Source organism: Rhodoligotrophos appendicifer (genome assembly GCF_007474605.1).
In the GTDB taxonomy this organism is placed as follows: domain Bacteria; phylum Pseudomonadota; class Alphaproteobacteria; order Rhizobiales; family Im1; genus Rhodoligotrophos; species Rhodoligotrophos appendicifer.
In genome coordinates this window covers 274,199-292,599 of the sequence record NZ_VHKL01000001.1, presented here as the reverse complement: position 1 = coordinate 292,599, position 18,401 = coordinate 274,199, and the positions used below count along the sequence as shown (strand labels likewise).

Here is an 18,401-nt window from a genome sequence, read left to right as displayed (position 1 = left end):
AATATTCGCCGCTAATATGTTCTGGTACAACGTAGCTGGGTGCCGTCCGAACTAACCTACAAATGCAAAGCCGACAAAGCCCAAGATGACCAGTGCGACGCCGGTCACCATCACGAGGTTAAAATTATTGTCGATCACCTGCCGCGCTGCGGGGCCAAACTTATAGAAGAGCCCGGCGACCAGGAAGAAGCGTGCGCCACGGGTAAGGGCGCAGGCGACGACAAACACGAGCAGATCCAGCTGCGCCACGCCACTGGCAATAGTGACCAGCTTGAAGGGAATGGGCGTCAGGCCCTTGGCCACGATGATCCAGCCGCCCCACTCCTGGATGCTCGCTCTAAATGTGTCGAACGCGTTCTGAATGCCGTAGAAATCGATGATCGGCTGACCGATCAGGTCATAGAGCGTCAGCCCGATGAGGTAGCCGAAAAGAGCGCCGACTACGGAAGCCAGGGTACAGACCGCCGCCGCGAGCCAAGCCCGTTGCGGTCTGGAGAGCACGATCGCCGCCAGGACCGGATCGGGAGGTACCGGAAAGAAGGAGGCCTCCGTAAACGAAACGACAGCGAGTGCCCAAAGGGCGTTCGGCCCCTCGGCCAGGACCAGCATGCGGTCGTAAAGCTTGCGCAGCATCGCGCGTGCCGGCCCCGGGGGATGAGACTATTCGCGGATCGGAGTCTTCACACCATCCGCCGTGACCCCGGCGCGTTCATCAGTGCCATGCTCGATCCGGCTGGCATTCGGGTCGATGGGCCGTTCATCTTCTTCGGCCATGCCCTTCTTGAAGCTCTTGATGCCTTTGGCGACATCGCCCATCAGTTCCGAAACCTTGCCGCGGCCGAACAGAAGTACCACGACCAGGCCGAGAATGATCCAGTGCCAAGCGCTCATCGCACCCATGATTGACGTCTCCTCGTCTGAACTTACCCAAACTCTACCCGGAACATAGTGTGCGTGAGGCCATGACCTAAGGCCGCATCAGCAAAACTTGCACTCCAGCATCACCCTGCACCATCGCGGCAGGGCTTTCTACCTTAACCTGAGCCACGGTCAATGCGGCTCAGTCGGGAGGAACGATCCATCCCGCTCAAAGCTTTTATGCGGCAGCAGCCAAAGCCGATCCCGAGGGCTGCGACGGGAGGTTTCCATCACCGGTCCCGTTCCATCGATGCGGGCACAGGCGGGAGCCCCCGTCCACACCGTGGCCTATGGGATCGAGAAACCCACGGGGAAGCCGTATGCGCCGATCGACCTCTAGCCGATCGACTCGTTCATGCGCCACAAAGCCCGCAAGGGGCTCGCCTTATAGACGCCAAGTATGCGCAAGGACGTCGTGAAGAATGCAAGTTCCTCCAGCGCCAGCTTGACGTTGCGATCCATGGGATGACCGACGACGTCGGCGTAGAACTGCGCCACGTTGAAGCCTTCATCCACATAGGACTCCAGCTTGATCATGTTGACGCCGTTCGTGGCGAACCCGCCGAGTGCCTTGTACAGGGCCGCGGGAACGTTCCGCACCTTGAAGATGAAGCTGGTGAGAACCGGCGCTTCCTCCGGCTCTGCATCATTAGGCTTGGCAGAAAGCACTACGAAGCGCGTCGTGTTGTGCTCGGCGTCCTCGAATTCCGTCACCAGGGGCGTGAGGCCGTAAATGCGAGCGGCCAAGCCCGTGGCTATGGCGGCATGAGAGGGATCCTTCAGCTCCGCCACCTCCCGCGCGGCGCCGGCCGTATCGGCGGCGGTGATGGGTTTCAGGCCGAGTGCCCGAATTTTCTTGCGGCATTGACCCAGCGCGTGGGGGTGGCTCGAGACCGTCTTCAGGTCCTCGATCTTCGTTCCGGGGATGGCGAGGAGCTGATGATTGACGCGCAGGAAGTGCTCGCCGACGAAATAGACGTTCGACTCCGGGATCAGGTGATGAATGTCTGCGACCCGCCCGGCCAGCGTGTTGTCGATCGGTATCATCGCCAGATCGACACGACCTTCCGTCAGGGCGGCGAAGGCATCCGGAAAGGTCTCGCTTGCGATGGGTTCATCGTCGGGAAACATTTCCGTACAGGCGATATGCGAGTTGGCGCCCGGCTCACCCTGGTAGACGATCTTGCGTTTGGACACGATTTTTCACCGACTGCGGCCGGCCGCTTAAACACCGGTCCGATTTTGAGGATCAGGCCCGCCTGGAGGCGATCACGCCGCGAGCCCTTTCAAGGTCGGCCGGAGTATCGACACCGAAGGGGGCAGTGTCAACGAGCGCAACATCTATGCGCATGCCATTGTCCAATGCACGCAGCTGTTCCAGCCGGCGTTGCACCTCGGAAGCGGAAACCGGAAGCCTCACAAACCGATCGAGGGCGGGGCGACGAAAAGCATAAATGCCGATGTGGTGGAGATGGGGTCCCTCGGCATCGGGGGGCAGTTCGCGGACGAAGTCCTCGGCCCGCGCGGTGCGGGCGCCGTGCTCGAAGCGCGCAATGGCCTTGACGACGGCGTCGCTCTCCTCCTCCTCACGATCCCGGATGCGCGCGACCGGGGTCGCAATGTCCACCTGGGGATTATGGAGAGGGAGCAGCGAGGCGCGCAACGCCTCCGGATCGACCGTCGGCAGGTCACCCTGCAGGTTGATGACGATCTCATAGGAGCCGTCAGGGTCCAGGGTTGACGCCGCGGCCTGCACCCTGTCGGATCCGCTTGCGAGGTTCGGGTCGGTCATCACGGCATGTCCACCGGCGGCCTCGACCGCCATGGCAATTTCCGAATCACCGCAGGCCACCACCACGCGGCCGACACCGGCGGCTTCGGCACGGCGCAAGACGTGGACGATCATGGGCAGGCCGCAAATATCGGCAAGGGGCTTGCCGGGAAGCCGGGTTGCCGCCATACGTGCCGGAATGACAACGAGGGTATTATGCGCGTTTGGAACGGCCATCATGGTCCCTTCGTTGATCCCGGCAAAAATCAGCGCGGCATATGTGCGCATGAGGTCATGGCGGTTGCAAGGCAATGGTGAAAGAATTAGGGTCCGGCCCGCGCGTGGGATCGAATTTCACCGCGTGGAATTAATTACGGCGGTCTATATGTTTGGCTCCATCACAGCGGGAGAGGGGACGCACTGCACATGATGGATTCGTTCGAATTCAACAAGATCGCTGGGGCGATCCTCTTCACGCTCCTCGTCACTCTCGGTCTCAAGCAACTCGCTGAAATCGTCTATCACAACGAAGCTCCGGAGAAGCCGGGCTTTGCCGTCGCCGTGGCGGAAGCGCCGGCTGGCGGTGAACAGGCAGCGGCCGCGCCGCAGGTGCCCTTCGCCGAGCTGCTGGCCAAAGCCAGCCTCGACAAGGGCGCGGCACAGAGCAAGAAGTGCGCAGCTTGCCATAGCTTTGAGAAGGACGGCGGAAACAAGATCGGTCCCAATCTCTACAACATCGTTGGAGAAGAGGTTGCGGCTCCCGCTCTTGGGTTCCAGTTCTCGCCCGCCATGGTGGCGAAGGGCGAGGAAATCCACAACTGGGGCTTCGACACCCTCAACGCTTTCCTTGCCAGCCCCCAGGGCTACGTTCCGGGCACGAAGATGAGCTTCGCCGGGATCAAGAATGATCAGGATCGCGCCGATCTGATCGCTTGGCTGCGCGAGCAGAACGACAATCCTCCACCTCTTCCCGCCGTGCCTGCAGCCGAGACGAACGCAGGCGGTGCTGCTGCTGGACAAGTCAGTCCCAGCGAGGCTCCTTCCGATCCTTCCGCTCAGACGGGGGATGCCGGAAATCCCCAGGCCCCAGCGGGCTCTGGTGATGCGACGGGACGCCAGCCGGGTGGCGATGCGGTGGCTCCGGCTCCGCAACAGGGCGCCACCGAGCAGCCGGCAACCGAAGGATCGACACAGTCGCCTGCGACAGGTCAGGCCACGCAGCCTGCGCAGCAGGAGTCCAATGCCAGCAACGGCGGTCAGACGACCGCGTCGGGTCAGGCCGTGCAACCTGCCGAGCAGGCTCAGGCCTCTCAATCCTCCCAGGTGCCCGCTACCGAGGTACCGCAGACGGCCTCACCCGCGCAGACGGCCAATGATAGCGCGCAGGCGGGAGGAGCTACTCCCGGGACAGCAGGTGCGACGACCGCGCCGGCTGCCACCGCTACACCGGCCCCGGCCGCTACAGCTACCCCGGCCGCTCCAGCGGCTACCGCTGCTGCAGGGGGCAGCGGTCTCGGCGCTCTCATGGCGAAGGCGACAATCGAGCAGGGCCAAGCGCAGGCGAAGAAGTGTGCGGCGTGCCATACTTTCGACAAGGGTGGTGCAAACAAGATAGGTCCAAACTTGTACGGCATCGTGGGCGAAGAAATCGCATCGCCGTCCCGGAATTTCTCGTTCTCGCCGGCGATGCAGGCGAAGGCGAAGGAGTGGGGGGACTGGAGTTACCAGCACCTTTTCGACTACCTGGCTAACCCGAGAGCCTCCGTGCCAGGCACGAAGATGGCTTTTGCCGGGATCAAGAAGGACACGGATCGGGCCGCGTTGCTGGTCTATCTGCGGTCGCTGGCAGACACTCCGCAGCCCCTGCCGCAGTGATCCATCACGGTCTTCTTACGAAGATTTAACGCCGACGAACCTTTCGTCGGCGTTTTTGTTTGTGGCATAGAGCCTATATGGATTCAGGCGCTTGGCGTAACGGAGCGGAATTACGATGGAATTTACCCGGAGAAATGCCCTCACGCTGTTCGGCGCCACGGCTGGACTCGGCCTCATCCGTCCCGGCTTTCTTTCCGGCCCCGCCTATGCCCAAGATGCCGACCAATGGCTGCACGGCTCCTCGTTGTTCGGTAATCTCAAATACGCGCCCGATTTCAAGCACTTCGATTACGTTAACCCAGAGGCGCCAAAGGGCGGCCGCGTGCGGATGCTGGGGCTGGGCTCATTCGACAGCCTGAACCCCTTTACCTACAAGGGTAGGGCCGCGGGTCTGGTTGCGTTCTGCTTCGATACCTTGATGGCCGCGTCCTTGGACGAAGCCAGTACGTCCTACGGACTGATCGCGGAGTCGATCAAGTTTCCCGCAGATTTTTCGCGCGTCACCTACCGGCTGCGGAAGGAGGCGAAGTTCCATGACGGGACGCCCGTCACGCCCGACGACGTCATCTTCAGTCTCGAGGCGATCAAGAAGTCACACCCGTTCTACGCCGCCTATTATCAGAATGTGACGAAGGCCGAGAAGACGGGGGATGACGAGGTCACACTCTTCTTCGACCAGAGCGGAAATCGCGAACTGCCAAACATCACGGGACAGCTCAATGTCCTGTCGAAGGCGTGGTGGACGGGTATGGATGCTAATGGAAAGGCAAGGGACCTGTCATCGACGACCTTGGAAGTGCCTCTTGGGAATGGCGCTTACCGGGTCGACCGCGTGGTGACCGGACGGACCATTTCGCTGAAGCGGGTGGAGGATTATTGGGCGAAGGATCTGCCGGTCAACATTGGCAGCAACAATATCGACGAGATCGTCCAAGAATACTTCCTCGACATGACGGTGGCCATGCAGGGGTTCAAGGCTGACCAGTATGATTGGCGCACCGAGAATTCAGCCCGAAACTGGGCGACACAGTACGACTTTCCCGCGGTCAAACGAGGCGATGTCATCAAGGAGGAGTTCAAGCTCGACAATCCCGATGGCATGCAGGCCTTTGCGTTCAACACGAGGCGGGCGAAGTTCTCCGATCCACGCGTGCGTCAGGCGTTCAACAATGCCTTCGATTTCGAGTGGGCGAACAAGACGCTGTTCTATGGTCTCTACAAGCGGATGAACAGCTACTTCGAGAATTCGGAGCTGGCGGCCACGGGCCTGCCGCAAGGGATAGAGCTGGAGATCCTCGAATCCGTTCGCGACAAGGTTCCGCCGGAGGTCTTCACTCAGGAATACAAGAACCCCGTCAACAGCGATCCCCAGGAACAGCGCAACAATCTTCGCGCGGCAATGAAGCTGCTCAACGATGCGGGATGGTCGATTCAAGAGGGGGTGCTCAAGAACGCGGCCGGCGATGCGATGACCGTCGAATTCCTAAACGTCCAGCCGGATTTCGAACGGGTCATTCTGCCATTTACACAGTCGCTCAAGCGGCTCGGAGTTCAAGCGACCGTCCGCACCGTCGACACGGCCCAGTATCAGAACCGTACCGATAATTTCGACTTCGACATCATCGTTCATTCCTGGCCGCAATCCCTGTCGCCGGGCAACGAACAGCGGAATTACTGGGGCAGCCAAGCTGCAGAGCAGAGGGGCAGCCAGAACATGATCGGGATCAAGGATCCCGCCATCGACTCCCTCATCGACAGGATCATCTACGCCAAGAGCCGAGAGGAGCTTGTCGCTGCCTGCCATGCCTTGGACCGGGTCCTCCTCTGGCACCATTTCGTTGTACCGCAGTGGTATACACCCACAGATCGGACTGCGCGTTGGAACCGGTTCTCTCATCCGGAAACCATGCCCAAATATTCTACCGGATTTCCGTCGATCTGGTGGTACGATCGAGAGAAAGCGTCCAAAATCAAAGGGCAGGGGTGAGAATGGAGCTGAGCCGCCGTTGGCTAGCGCTCGCTATGGCTGCCGGTCTGGCGCTGGTTGCGAGCGGTCCCAGTGTTGCCGCTGAGAGGCGGCATGGGGTCTCAACCTTCGGGGAGCTGAAGTATCCCGCCGACTTCAAGCATTTCGAGTATGTGAACCCCGATGCGCCGAAGGGCGGCAAGATCTCGCGCATCGGCACCGCTGCGCTGAACACCTTCAACAGTCTCAACCCGTTCATTCTGCGAGGCGATCCCGCGCAGGGAATGGAGCTGACCTTCGATACGCTCATGGCTCGAGCGCAAGACGAGCCTGACGCGATGTACGGTCTCGTCGCCGAGAGTGTCGAGGTGGCCGACGACAAGATGAGCGCTGTGTTCTTCCTGCGCCCTGAGGCGAAGTTCTCAGACGGTACGGCGATCACGGCGGAGGATGTGGTTTTCACCTTGGAGACGCTGAAGACCAAGGGCAGCCCCGGGTACCGCGTGCAACTGCGCGATGTCGAGACAGCGAGTGCGGTCGACCCGCATACCGTCAAGTTCACCTTCAAGGGGACAAATATCCGCGATCTGCCGCTGACGGTTGCCGGTCTGCCGGTGCTGTCAAAGGCTTATTATACAGCCAAGCCCTTCGAACAGACCACTTTGGACGCGCCTCTCGGATCGGGGCCCTACAAGGTCGGGGCCGTGCGGCAGGGCAATTACATCACCTATGAGCGCCGACCCGACTATTGGGGCAAGGATCTGCCGGTCAATCGCGGCCGCTACAATTTCGACCAGGTGCGATACGAGTACTTCCGAGATCGTACGGCCGAGCTGGAGGCTTTGAAGGCCAAGGTATACTTGCTGCGCGAGGAGTTCACGTCGCGCGACTGGGCCACGCAATACAACATATCGGCCGTGAAGAACGGGCAGATGATCAAGACCGAACTGCCCAATCACGAGCCCTCCGGCGCGCAAGGGTTTTTCCTCAACATGCGCCGGGACAAGTTCAAGGATCCGCGCGTACGCATGGCTTTGGATTATGCGTTTGACTTCGAGTGGATGAACAAGAACCTGTTCTACGGCTCCTATGCGCGGACCAACTCGATCTTCGAGAATTCGCCGCTGAAGGCCAGCGGACTGCCTTCCGCCGAGGAGCTGGCGCTGCTGGAACCCCTGCGGCAGGATCTTGGCGCGGCGGTGTTCCAAGAGCCCTATGTCTCTCCCGTCAGCAACGGCTCAGGGCAAGACCGCGCGCTGCTCCGCGAGGCCGCGCGGCTGCTTGACGAAGCGGGCTGGAAGAACGAAGGCGGCCGCCGTGTCAACGAGAAGGGAGAGGCGCTGACCATCGAGTTCCTCATGTTCGAGCCAACCTTCGAGCGGGTCGTCAGCCCCTATGTCAAAAATCTGCGGCTGCTCGGGATCGAGGGACGTATGCGGATCGTCGATTCCGCCCAGTATCAAGAGCGGCTGAAGTCGTTCGACTTCGACGTCACGACGACGCGGTTCGTGCTGGGCATGACCCCAGGGCCGGAAATGCGGAACTTCTTCGGCTCGGATGCCGCCGGCGACAATGGCAGCAACAATCTTTCCGGATTGAAGTCTCCGGCGGTCGACGCGCTGATCGGCACAGTCGTCGATGCCAAATCACGCGAGGAGATGACGACCGCTGCCCGCGCGCTCGACCGCGTGCTCCGGGCGGAGCATTTCTGGGTGCCGCAGTGGTTTTCCAACAAACATCGGCTGGCCTATTGGGATGCCTTCGGGAAGCCGGAGACCGTCGCCACATACGATCTCGGGATCGTCGATACATGGTGGTATGACCCGCAGAGGGCCAACGCCATCGGTCTGAGCGAATAGGCCATGTCTGCTTACATCCTGCGGCGGCTTCTGCTGATGATCCCCACGCTCCTCGGGATCATGCTGATCAGCTTCATCATCGTGCAGTTCGCGCCAGGGGGGCCGGTGGAGAAAGTGCTCGCCCAGCTTTCCGGAACCGATGTCAGCGCCACGGCGCGGATCGGAGGCAGCGGCGGCGATACGATCATGGGAGGCAACAGAGGCGCAGGCGATGATGTCGGCGCCGGCTCCAAGTATCGCGGCGCAAGAGGACTCGACCCGCAGTTCATCAAGGAGCTCGAGAAGCAATTCGGCTTCGACAAGCCGGCTCATGAACGCTTCCTGCTCATGCTCAAGAACTACGCGACCTTCAATTTCGGCAACAGCTACTTCCGCGACGTTTCGGTCGTGCAGCTGATCAAAGAGAAGATGCCGGTTTCGATCTCACTCGGCCTCTGGATGACACTGATTTCCTACGCAATCTCAGTGCCGCTGGGTATCGCGAAGGCGATGCGTGACGGATCGAAGTTCGATGTCTGGACCAGCGGGGTCATCATCGTCGGCTATGCCATCCCCAGCTTCCTGTTCGCGGTGCTGCTGATCGTGCTGTTCGCCGGAGGCTCGTTTCTCGACTGGTTTCCCCTGCGCGGCCTCACCTCGGACAACTGGTCGCAAATGCCGTGGTACGAAAAGATCATCGATTATTTCTGGCATCTCGTGCTGCCGATCACCTCGATGGTGGTGGGGGCGTTCGCTACGACCGCGCTGTTGACGAAGAACTCGTTCCTGGACGAGGTCCGCAAGCAATATGTGATGACTGCCCGGGCCAAGGGGCTCACGGAGCGCCAGGTCCTTTACGGGCATGTCTTCCGGAACGCCATGCTGATCCTGATCGCGGGCTTTCCCGGCGCCTTCATCTCGGCCTTCTTCACCGGATCGCTGCTGATCGAGACGATCTTCTCGCTCGATGGGCTCGGCCTGCTCTCCTATGAATCGGTGATCAACCGGGATTATCCGGTGGTCTTCGCAACCCTTTACATTCTCGGGCTGATAGGCCTGCTCATAAACCTGCTGAGCGACCTCACCTATACGTGGGTCGATCCGCGCATCGACTTCGAAACGCGGGGAAATTGAGTGGATATCCTCACCCCCAAAACCGCGTCTGGCTCGGACGCCCTTGCCTCCGAGGAGCGCGCTGCAGCGTTGAGCGCCGCTCCTCGAACAGGTTGGCTGTCACCGATCAATCGGCGTCGTCTCGACAACTTCAAGGCCAACCGCCGCGGTTACTGGTCGCTGTGGATCTTCCTCGTCCTGTTCATCCTGAGCCTCTTTGCCGACATCATCGCCAACGACAAACCCATCGTCGTGAATTACGAGGGTCATTACTATTTTCCCGTCGTGCAAGATGTCCCTGAGACCACTTTCGGCGGATTCCTTCCGCAGACGGATTATCGCGACCCGTTCATTCAGCAGCAGATCCAGGGGAACGGATGGATCGTGTGGCCGCCGATCCGGTACAATTATCGCTCCATCAACCTGGAGCTTCCGGTTCCTGCTCCTTCGCCGCCTTTCTGGATGATGACGCCCGAGAAGCGTTGCGCGGCCTATCCACAGGGTGTCGCCGATCCAAACTGCACGCTGGGCAACCTCAACTGGCTCGGGACGGATGATCAAGGCCGGGACGTTGTGGCCCGGTTGATCTACGGGTTCCGGATCTCCGTGCTGTTCGGCCTCGTGCTGACGATCTTTTCCTCCGTCGTCGGCGTGGCGGCCGGTGCGGTGCAGGGCTATTTCGGCGGTTGGACGGATTTGCTGTTCCAGCGTTTCATCGAGATCTGGAACTCGATTCCGACGCTGTATCTCTTGATCATCCTGGCCTCCTTCATCGAGCCCAGCTTCTGGATTCTGCTGGGAATCCTGCTTTTGTTTTCCTGGGTTGCGTTGGTCGGCGTCGTGAGGGCCGAGTTCCTGCGCGGACGTAACTTCGAATTCGTCATGGCGGCGCGCGCCATGGGGCATTCGAACCTCTTCATCATGGTCAAGCATCTCCTGCCCAACGCCATGGTGGCGACGCTGACTTTCATGCCGTTCATCCTCAATGGCTCGATCACGACGTTGACGTCGCTCGATTTCCTTGGTTTCGGCCTGCCGCCCGGCTCGCCCTCGCTGGGCGAATTGCTGGCCCAGGGAAAGTCCAACTTGCAGGCGCCCTGGCTGGGGATCTCCGGCTTCGTGGTGATCGCGGTGATGCTGAGCGTGCTGATCTTTATCGGCGAGGCGGTGCGGGATGCCTTGGATCCGCGGAAGACGTTTCGGTGATATGGTAATGGAACTCTCCCTACAGGCATCTCCATGATCGGTGAGACTCAACCCATTCTCACCGTCGAGGACCTCTCCGTGGCCTTCACCCAGGGCGGGGTCACGACGCTTGCTGTCGATCATGTTTCCTTCGACATCGGTAAGGGGGAGACCGTCGCGCTGGTGGGCGAGTCCGGGTCGGGCAAAAGCGTCAGCGCGCTGTCGATCCTGCGTTTGCTGAACTATCCAGCAGCCAGTCATCCGTCGGGCAAGATCCGCTTCGAGGATGTCGATATCCTGTCGGCGGATGATCGCACCATGCGGCGGATTCGCGGCAATGACATCGGCATCGTGTTCCAGGAACCGATGACCTCGCTCAATCCCCTGCATACGATCGAGGACCAGATCGGCGAAGTCCTCAAACTGCATCAGGGGATGAGCGACGTCCAGGCGCGCAAGCGTGTTCTCGAGCTGCTCAATCGCGTGGGCATTCCAGAGCCGGAGACCCGGCTGGCCAGCTTTCCCCATCAGTTGTCAGGCGGGCAGAGACAACGGGTGATGATCGCCATGGCGTTGGCGAATGATCCGCATCTGCTCATCGCGGACGAGCCGACCACGGCGCTGGACGTGACGATCCAAGCGCAGATCCTGGACCTCATGCAGGAATTGCAGCGAGAACTCGGAATGGCGATGCTGCTGATCACCCATGATCTCGGCATCGTGCGGCGGATGGCGCAGCGCGTCTTCGTGATGACGAAGGGAAAAGTCGTCGAGCAGGGAGACGTTCAGTCCATCTTCGACAATCCTCAGCATCCTTACACGAAGCGCCTACTGGAAGCGGAGCCCAAGGGCGATCCGCCGGCCGCTAATCTTTCGGCGCCGGTCGTGATGGAGACGACGGACCTCAAGATCTGGTTTCCGATCAAGCGCGGCTTCTTCAAGCGGGTGGTCGGTCACATCAAGGCGGTCGACGGCGTCTCGGCGGTCGTGAGGGAGGGGCAGACCCTTGGCGTCGTGGGGGAATCCGGCTCGGGCAAAACCACGCTGGGACTGGCGTTGTTGCGCCTCATCTCGTCGGAAGGGCGCATCGCCTTTCTCGGGAAGCCGATCGATTCCATTTCGCCATCGGAGCTCAGGTCGGCGCGAAAGGATATGCAGGTCGTCTTCCAGGACCCCTATGGTTCGCTCAGCCCGCGCATGCCGATCGTCGACATCGTCGCGGAGGGCCTCCTCGTGCAGAACCGGGACCTCAGCCGCACCGAACGGCGGGAAAGGGTCGCGGCTGCCCTTGAGGAAGTCGGGCTCGATCCCGGCGCCATGGACCGCTATCCCCACGAGTTTTCCGGTGGGCAGCGGCAGAGGATCGCGATTGCGCGGGCCATGGTTCTGCAGCCGCGCTTTGTGATGCTCGACGAGCCTACGAGTGCTCTGGACATGTCGGTTCAGGCCCAGATCGTGGACCTACTGCGTGAGCTTCAGGAGCGGCACGGCCTCGCCTACATGTTCATCAGTCATGACCTCAAGGTGGTGCGCGCGCTCGCAAACGAAGTTCTGGTCATGAAAGACGGGCGGGTCGTGGAAGCCGGACCGGCCGCAGACATCTTCGACAATCCGAAAACGGACTACACAAAGGCGTTGTTGAAGGCCGCATTTTCATTGACCGCCAGCGATCGCCATGCGAGGCCGGTCGCGAGTTGAGATGGGCCACATGGCGGGCGGAAAACATGGCAGTTCTCTACATTGCGCAGGGCTGGGACCTTGCCCCCTGGCAAGAGGCGATCGAGCAGCAAGCGCCGGATCGTGAGGCGCGCATCTGGCCGGATTACGGCGATCCGACCGAGATCGACTACGCCCTCGTCTGGAAGCCACCTCATGGAGTGTTCAAGACCTTCCCGAATTTGAAGGGAATCTTCAACCTCGGCGCGGGTGTGGATCACCTGATGGCGGACCGGACGCTGCCGGACATTCCCATCGGTCGCATTATCGATCCGAACATGACGATGCGGATGACGGAGTATGTCGTCCTCCAAGTCCTGCTCCATCACCGTCAACAGCTCCTGCTCAGCGAAGCACAACGCAGTCGCAAATGGGCCTCGATAAACCAACCGGCCGCCGCCGATGTGCGCGTCGGCGTCATGGGCCTTGGCGTGCTCGGTGGTGACGCCGCCGAAAAGCTGCGGCAGCTCGGCTTCAGGGTTGCCGGGTGGAGCCGCACGGCGAAGCAGCTGGCGGGCATAGAGTGTTTCTGCGGCGCCGAACAGTTCACGGCATTTTTGAACAGAACGGATATCGTGGTCTGCTTACTTCCGCACACACCGGAAACGGAAGGATTGCTCAATGCGGACGCGTTCAAGGCGCTGGCTAAGGACGGTCCGCTGGCTGGCCCGGTCCTGATCAATGCCGGCCGGGGAAAGGTTCACGTCGAGACTGACATTCTTCACGCCCTGGAAAGCGACGACTTGCACGCGGTGAGCCTTGACGTGTTCGAACAAGAGCCGCTCGACCCCGGCAGTCCCCTCTGGTCTCATCCGCGTGCCGTCATCACGCCCCACATCGCAAGCGACTCGGATCCGAAGTCCCTTACAACATTCATTCTTCGGCAGATGAAGAGGATCGAGGCCAAAAAGGAGATTGAAGCCCGTATCGATTTGGCACAAGGGTACTGACCAGCAGCACGGCTGCCGTCCCAAAGTGGCACATAGATATTACAAGGAGCCTTGCCATCAGAGACGGCAAGGCTCCCCGCCCAGCAAAACAACGCGCGACCGGGGGCGGTATTGCACGTTGCTTGCTGAACCCTTCAGATTAATCAGTGTGCTGCAAATCGAATGCCAGAGATGGCCCCGATGAGAATAAATTCAAATTTGCAGCGCCGTGTTCTTTCTTGATCGTTGGACAAGACTGCTCCCCAACCGCATCATGTGCACTCGGCGCAGACCGTGAGCGGCCCCCTTACGTAACCTCCACGTAATCGCTCCGATCTGAAGCCGTCGTGGCCCCAGCAGGTCGAGCGCCTCCGGCGCGGACCGGTCACGCAGAAACCCCGCCACCTCCCCGGCGGGGTTTCTGTCATTTCAGCGTCTCCTCAGTGTAAAGATTGACTTGTCGCGCAGAGATCGAAGCCCTACCTTAGAACAAAACAGGAACTCATTATGGCGCTTTCGACTCTGGAAAAACTCGAGATTCTCGCCGACGCTGCAAAATACGATGCATCATGCGTTTCCTCGGGTGCAGGTAAGCGGAATTCTCGCGGGACGGGCGGGATCGGTTCGACGAACGGCATGGGAATTTGCCACGCGTTCACGCCGGACGGGCGGTGCGTGTCTCTGCTCAAAATTCTGCTGACAAACTTTTGCACTTTCGACTGCGCCTACTGCGTCAACCGGCGCTCCAGCAATGTTGAGCGCGCGCGATTTTCCGTCGAGGAAGTCGTCGAGCTGACACTCAACTTCTACAAGCGCAACTACATCGAGGGCCTGTTCCTATCGTCTGGCATCATCAAGTCCGCGGATTACACGATGGAACAGATGATCGAAGTCGCCCGCAAGCTTCGGGAAGAGCACCTGTTCCGCGGGTATATCCATCTGAAGACCATTCCAGAAACCAGTCCTGAGCTCATCGCGACGGCGGGGCTCTTTGCCGATCGGCTATCGATCAATATCGAGTTGCCTTCGGACAAGAGCCTGATCGAATTTGCGCCTGAGAAAAATGTCGGGACGATTCGAAAAGCGATGGCGCAAGTGCGGGTGCGCATCGAGGAGGCTAAGGCCGAGCGCCGTGCGCCGCGCTTTTCTCCCTCTGGACAAAGCACCCAGATGATCGTCGGGGCCGATGGGACCAGCGACGGAGCTATCTTGCGCGCTAGCGAGACGCTTTACAGCAGTTATGGATTGAGTCGCATCTTCTACTCAGCCTTTAGTCCAATCCCCGACTCGAGCAAGAGCCTCCCATCCGCGCCGCCGCCGCTTCAGCGGGAGCATCGTCTGTATCAAGCGGATTGGCTGACCCGGTTTTACGGGTTTGAGACAAGTGAGATCATTGCCGGCGACGAGATGCTGGATCTCGACATGGATCCCAAACTGGCGTGGGCGTTGAAAAACCGTGCTGCATTCCCCGTCGATGTCGTCAGTGGGAGTCGAGATGCCCTGCTTCGGGTGCCCGGACTGGGAACTCGGACGGTCGACCGCCTGTTGATCATGCGAAAGCATTGCAGCCCGCGGCTCGACGATCTCAGGCGCCTTGGAGTGTCCGTGAAAAAAGTCCTTCCCTTCATCAGCACCGTCGATCACCGTCCGAGATCGCTCCTGGACAGTCATGATCTCAAGGCCCGCCTTGTGCCGGCGCGTCAGCTCTCCCTGTTCTGAGGAGCTTCCGTGCGCAGCGTTGCGATCGATACCGAGAATGTTTGGGAAACCTTCAGATCGGAGGCTCGAACGCACTTGGCGGCAGGGATCGAGCCGTCTCAAATCGATTGGCGCCGAGGCGGCAGCCAGTCGCTTTTCCATGAACAGCCGCTCCCGGCGTCCGGCCGGCAGGTCCTCGTCCCGAAGGCCTTCGTGGCTCTGGCGGAAGAGGCTGTTTGCCATTCGGATGATCGGTGTTTCGCCTCTCTCTACGAGTGTCTCTGGCGTCTTTCACATGGGGAGCGGCACCTGCTGGAGATCGCTGCGGATCCGCTGGTCCATCGGCTCGTCCGGATGGCCAAGGCCGTCAAGCTCGATGCCTACAGGATGAAGGCCCATGTTCGATTTCGAATGATTCTGGTGGAGGGCGAAGAGCGCTTCGTCGCCTGGCACATGCCGGAGCATCGTGTGCTGCGGCGGGTGGCAGATTTCTTCATCGACCGGTTTGCCGGCATGGACTGGGCCATCCTCACGCCGAGGGAGTCGATGCACTGGGATCGTACCATCCTGACCTTCGGGCCCGGTGCGGAGCGCAAGGATGCGCCCTCAGAAGATGAGTTGGAAGAATGGTGGACACTTTATTACAGGACAACATTCAATCCGGCCCGTCTGAAGATCGATGCCATGCTCGCACAAATGCCGAAAAAGCTTTGGGGGAACCTTCCGGAAGCCAAAGCCATTCCAGAGATGATAGCGGCCGCGAGCACCCGGATGCAGACGATGATCACAGAAGGACCCTCCACCCCCCACCAGCGGGTCAAGCATTGGGCTCCCAGCAAAGCGCCCGAACGCCGGACGGAAGAGGCGGGCGACCTCGCGAAATTATCGGCTGACGTACAAGCCTGCACACGCTGTCCCTTGTACAAGGACGCGACGCAGGCGGTCTTCGGCGAGGGCCCCGGCCATGCAGAGGTCGTTCTGGTCGGCGAACAACCTGGTGATCAGGAGGACCTTGCCGGACGTCCGTTCGTCGGCCCTGCTGGGCAGCTCCTGGACCGGGCTCTGGCAGATGCAGGAATCGATCGGGAGAAGGTGTATGTGACCAATGCGGTCAAACACTTCAAGTTCGAACCCCGGGGGAAGCGCCGGATCCACAAGTCGCCTTCCACCGGAGAAATCGATATCTGTCGCTGGTGGCTGGACAAGGAAATCGGATTGACCAAGCCTAAGCTCGTGGTCGCCATGGGTGCAAGCGCTGCGCGCGCCGTTACGGGTCGCTCTCTCACCATATCGAAAGAGCGAGGGCGGGCGATCCCTCTAAAGCATGGAATGGATGGCTTGATCACGGTTCATCCCTCTTTCATGCTTCGGCTGCCAGATGCTGAAAGCAAAGCCAGGGAATATGATCGCTTTGTCGCCGATCTAAAGTTTGCGGCGGAACTCGTGCCTTCGCTTCGTGAACAGACCAAGCGCAAAGCGGGATGAGACTAAGTTGCCGTTAATCCTCATTTGCATGAGGGTTGCGCTTCAGCTAGGCAAGCTATCAGAATGTATATAGTGCAGTGTGGTTCGAACAAGTTGCAAAATGGGACTTGTCAGTATCTGCAGAGTTCGTAGGGGAAAGAACATGTCGCTTTCGTTCATTCGCGCACTGATGGTGTTTGCAGCTCTCAGCGTCGGGGGGGTGCTGAGCATCGGTCCTGCCGCCGCGGACACGATCTATGATTCCAATGTCGGTTCTAAGTTGAGCGACCTGGACAGTGGGCAGAAGGCGCAGGTGGCGTCCATCATCCAGCAGAGCAAGTCGCAGATGTTGGCGGTGTTCAAGCAGTACAACATCGATCCCAACGCCGCGCCTGTCTTCGACAAGCTGATGAAGGCGTCCGGTCCCCTGCAGCAGATCGCGCGGCAGGAGCGTCAGGCGATGTCGAAGGTTCTGAACCCGGCTCAGATGAAGCAGTACGACCAGGTCATCAACGAAACCCGGACCCGCGTTCGGATGGCCGCAAAATAAGGTTCGAGACCTTATCTCAGAACTGTGGCACGGTCGGGAAAACAGGTTTCCTTCATTCCCTGCCGTGCCTGCCACTTTCCGACTGCGATGCGGCTCTTGAAGCCGATGAGTCCGTCTACGCCGCCGACGTCATAACCGGCCGCGACAAGACGCTCCTGAAACCTTTTCACGTCGTTGCGGGTGAAGCCGGAAATGTTTCCCCATTGCTCAACGATGGCAGTGTCATTCGCCAAGCGATCAGCGAGATGGCCTATGAACAGGGCGTAGAGGTCTGATTCGTTGTACTCCTTTAGAACGTAGAAGTTCTCGGAGACGATGAAGGCGGGTCCGAACCGTCCAGCGGGCATCAGGAGATAGCCCTTGAGGTCTCCCGCCCGCAGCGGGCGGCCATCGACTTGGCGGACGCCGAGGCCCGTCCATTCCCGCAGCGGTTTTCCCTGTTCGGGCCCCTCCAGCGTGCATGAGACATCTCCGGGAAGCCGGATCTCGACCCCCCAGCCTCTGCCTGGTGTCCAGCCATGCTTGCGCAGGTAGTTGGCTATTGAGGCCAGCGTATCGGGAACCGAAGTCCAGATGTTGCGGCGTCCATCGCCGTCGAAATCGACTGCATAGCCCAAGAATTTGGAGGGTTGAAACTGGGGCTGGCCCAAAGCGCCGGCCCAGGAGCTCTTCATTTCCGCTCGTGAGATATGATCCTCCTGGAGGATCCTCAGGGCAGCGATGAGTTCGGAATGGAACGCCTGCTTACGCAGGCCCATGAAAGCTTCAGTCGCGAGGGATCGGATCGCCTCATAGGGGATCTTCGCTTTGCCATAGGCGGACTCCCGACCCCACACAGCCACGATGATCTCGCGAGGCACTCCATAGCGCCGTTCGATCGCGTCGAGCGTCCCGGACCATTGCCTCAGCAAGGGACGACCGTTTCGTACCAAGCCGTCGAGCTGCTTTTCGGAAAAATACTTCCCGGGGCTGGAGAATTCAGGTTGTCGTTGCGGTTCCGGCTTGGGACGCGCCACCCCTGGCGGATTGAGGTCGGGAAGGCTCCAATCCAAGGACACTCCCGAAAAGGCCGCGTCGAAGGTTCCCCTTGAGATGCCCCCTTTTTTCGCCTCGGGCCAAACCTTCGCCTGTAGCCACTGTTGAAACTCGGCCTCGACCCGTCTGCGGTCGGAGGCGTCTTGGGCGCTCGCCTGAGAGCCGGCGGCCATGAGAAGTGCCAATCCCATCAACAGAATGATGCTGGCAGATCGAAGAGTTCTATGGAGTGCGGGAACGGTCTGATGCATGATTCTGTTTAAACCGAGCCTTGGTCGGAATGCACGCTATGATTTGCGTGCCCCTGGCCTTTAGACTTCACAATCGGGAGCGCGTCTGATCC

General features: G+C 60.1%; 15 protein-coding genes. 10 read left to right on the top strand and 5 right to left on the bottom strand.

The genetic code is table 11. The features are described from left to right. Positions 1–51: 51 nt before the first annotated feature. The 4 genes from FKM97_RS01340 to FKM97_RS01325 all read right to left on the bottom strand — a co-directional run bounded on the left by FKM97_RS01340 (position 52) and on the right by FKM97_RS01325 (position 2,926). Positions 52–633 carry a YqaA family protein gene (locus FKM97_RS01340; protein ID WP_143957337.1) on the bottom strand — a complete coding sequence of 194 codons (582 nt, stop codon included), beginning with the start codon at positions 631–633 and terminating at the stop codon, positions 52–54. A gap of 27 nt (positions 634–660) precedes the next feature. Then, positions 661–900, bottom strand: coding sequence for a twin-arginine translocase TatA/TatE family subunit (locus FKM97_RS01335; RefSeq protein ID WP_143957336.1), 240 nt, complete (start codon positions 898–900; stop codon positions 661–663). 354 nt (positions 901–1,254) lie between these two features. Next, positions 1,255–2,115: a prephenate dehydratase gene (locus FKM97_RS01330; protein WP_143957335.1), complete on the bottom strand. Its 861-nt coding sequence runs from the start codon at positions 2,113–2,115 to the stop codon at positions 1,255–1,257. Between the two features lie 52 nt (positions 2,116–2,167). Continuing rightward, positions 2,168–2,926 (bottom strand): 3-deoxy-manno-octulosonate cytidylyltransferase, encoded by a 759-nt coding sequence (locus FKM97_RS01325; protein WP_143957846.1) that lies wholly within the window; start codon positions 2,924–2,926, stop codon positions 2,168–2,170. A gap of 189 nt (positions 2,927–3,115) precedes the next feature. On the opposite strand from FKM97_RS01325, the gene FKM97_RS01320 reads away from it, so the two are divergent. The 10 genes from FKM97_RS01320 (at position 3,116) to FKM97_RS01275 (ending at position 17,023) form a co-directional block, all read left to right on the top strand. Further along, on the top strand, positions 3,116–4,564 hold the full coding sequence (locus tag FKM97_RS01320) for a c-type cytochrome (RefSeq protein WP_143957334.1): 1,449 nt from the start codon (positions 3,116–3,118) through the stop codon (positions 4,562–4,564). Between the two features lie 115 nt (positions 4,565–4,679). Further along, positions 4,680–6,551 (top strand): extracellular solute-binding protein, encoded by a 1,872-nt coding sequence (locus FKM97_RS01315; protein ID WP_143957333.1) that lies wholly within the window; start codon positions 4,680–4,682, stop codon positions 6,549–6,551. 2 nt (positions 6,552–6,553) lie between these two features. Further along, positions 6,554–8,389, top strand: a complete 1,836-nt coding sequence (locus tag FKM97_RS01310) for an extracellular solute-binding protein (RefSeq protein ID WP_143957332.1) — start codon at positions 6,554–6,556, stop codon at positions 8,387–8,389. A 3-nt stretch (positions 8,390–8,392) separates the two neighbouring features. Beyond that, entirely contained in the window at positions 8,393–9,502 is a 1,110-nt protein-coding gene (locus tag FKM97_RS01305) for a microcin C ABC transporter permease YejB (RefSeq protein WP_143957331.1), read from the top strand. Positions 9,503–9,571: 69 nt separating this feature from the next. Then, positions 9,572–10,687 (top strand): ABC transporter permease, encoded by a 1,116-nt coding sequence (locus FKM97_RS01300; protein WP_205014695.1) that lies wholly within the window; start codon positions 9,572–9,574, stop codon positions 10,685–10,687. A gap of 33 nt (positions 10,688–10,720) precedes the next feature. Further along, positions 10,721–12,364: an ABC transporter ATP-binding protein gene (locus FKM97_RS01295; RefSeq protein ID WP_143957330.1), complete on the top strand. Its 1,644-nt coding sequence runs from the start codon at positions 10,721–10,723 to the stop codon at positions 12,362–12,364. 26 nt (positions 12,365–12,390) lie between these two features. After that, a complete protein-coding gene (locus FKM97_RS01290) occupies positions 12,391–13,332 on the top strand; it encodes a 2-hydroxyacid dehydrogenase (RefSeq protein ID WP_143957329.1) in 942 nt (313 codons plus the stop codon). Positions 13,333–13,818: 486 nt separating this feature from the next. Then, positions 13,819–15,030, top strand: coding sequence for a putative DNA modification/repair radical SAM protein (locus FKM97_RS01285; RefSeq protein ID WP_143957328.1), 1,212 nt, complete (start codon positions 13,819–13,821; stop codon positions 15,028–15,030). Positions 15,031–15,039: 9 nt separating this feature from the next. After that, complete coding sequence (locus FKM97_RS01280) at positions 15,040–16,494, top strand: UdgX family uracil-DNA binding protein (protein ID WP_143957327.1); 1,455 nt, start codon at positions 15,040–15,042, stop codon at positions 16,492–16,494. A 142-nt stretch (positions 16,495–16,636) separates the two neighbouring features. Then, positions 16,637–17,023 carry a hypothetical protein gene (locus FKM97_RS01275; RefSeq protein ID WP_143957326.1) on the top strand — a complete coding sequence of 129 codons (387 nt, stop codon included), beginning with the start codon at positions 16,637–16,639 and terminating at the stop codon, positions 17,021–17,023. An 11-nt stretch (positions 17,024–17,034) separates the two neighbouring features. On the opposite strand, the gene FKM97_RS01270 is transcribed toward FKM97_RS01275, so the two are convergent. Further along, a complete protein-coding gene (locus FKM97_RS01270; RefSeq protein ID WP_246104891.1) occupies positions 17,035–18,231 on the bottom strand; it encodes a lytic murein transglycosylase in 1,197 nt (398 codons plus the stop codon). Positions 18,232–18,401 lie beyond the last annotated feature (170 nt).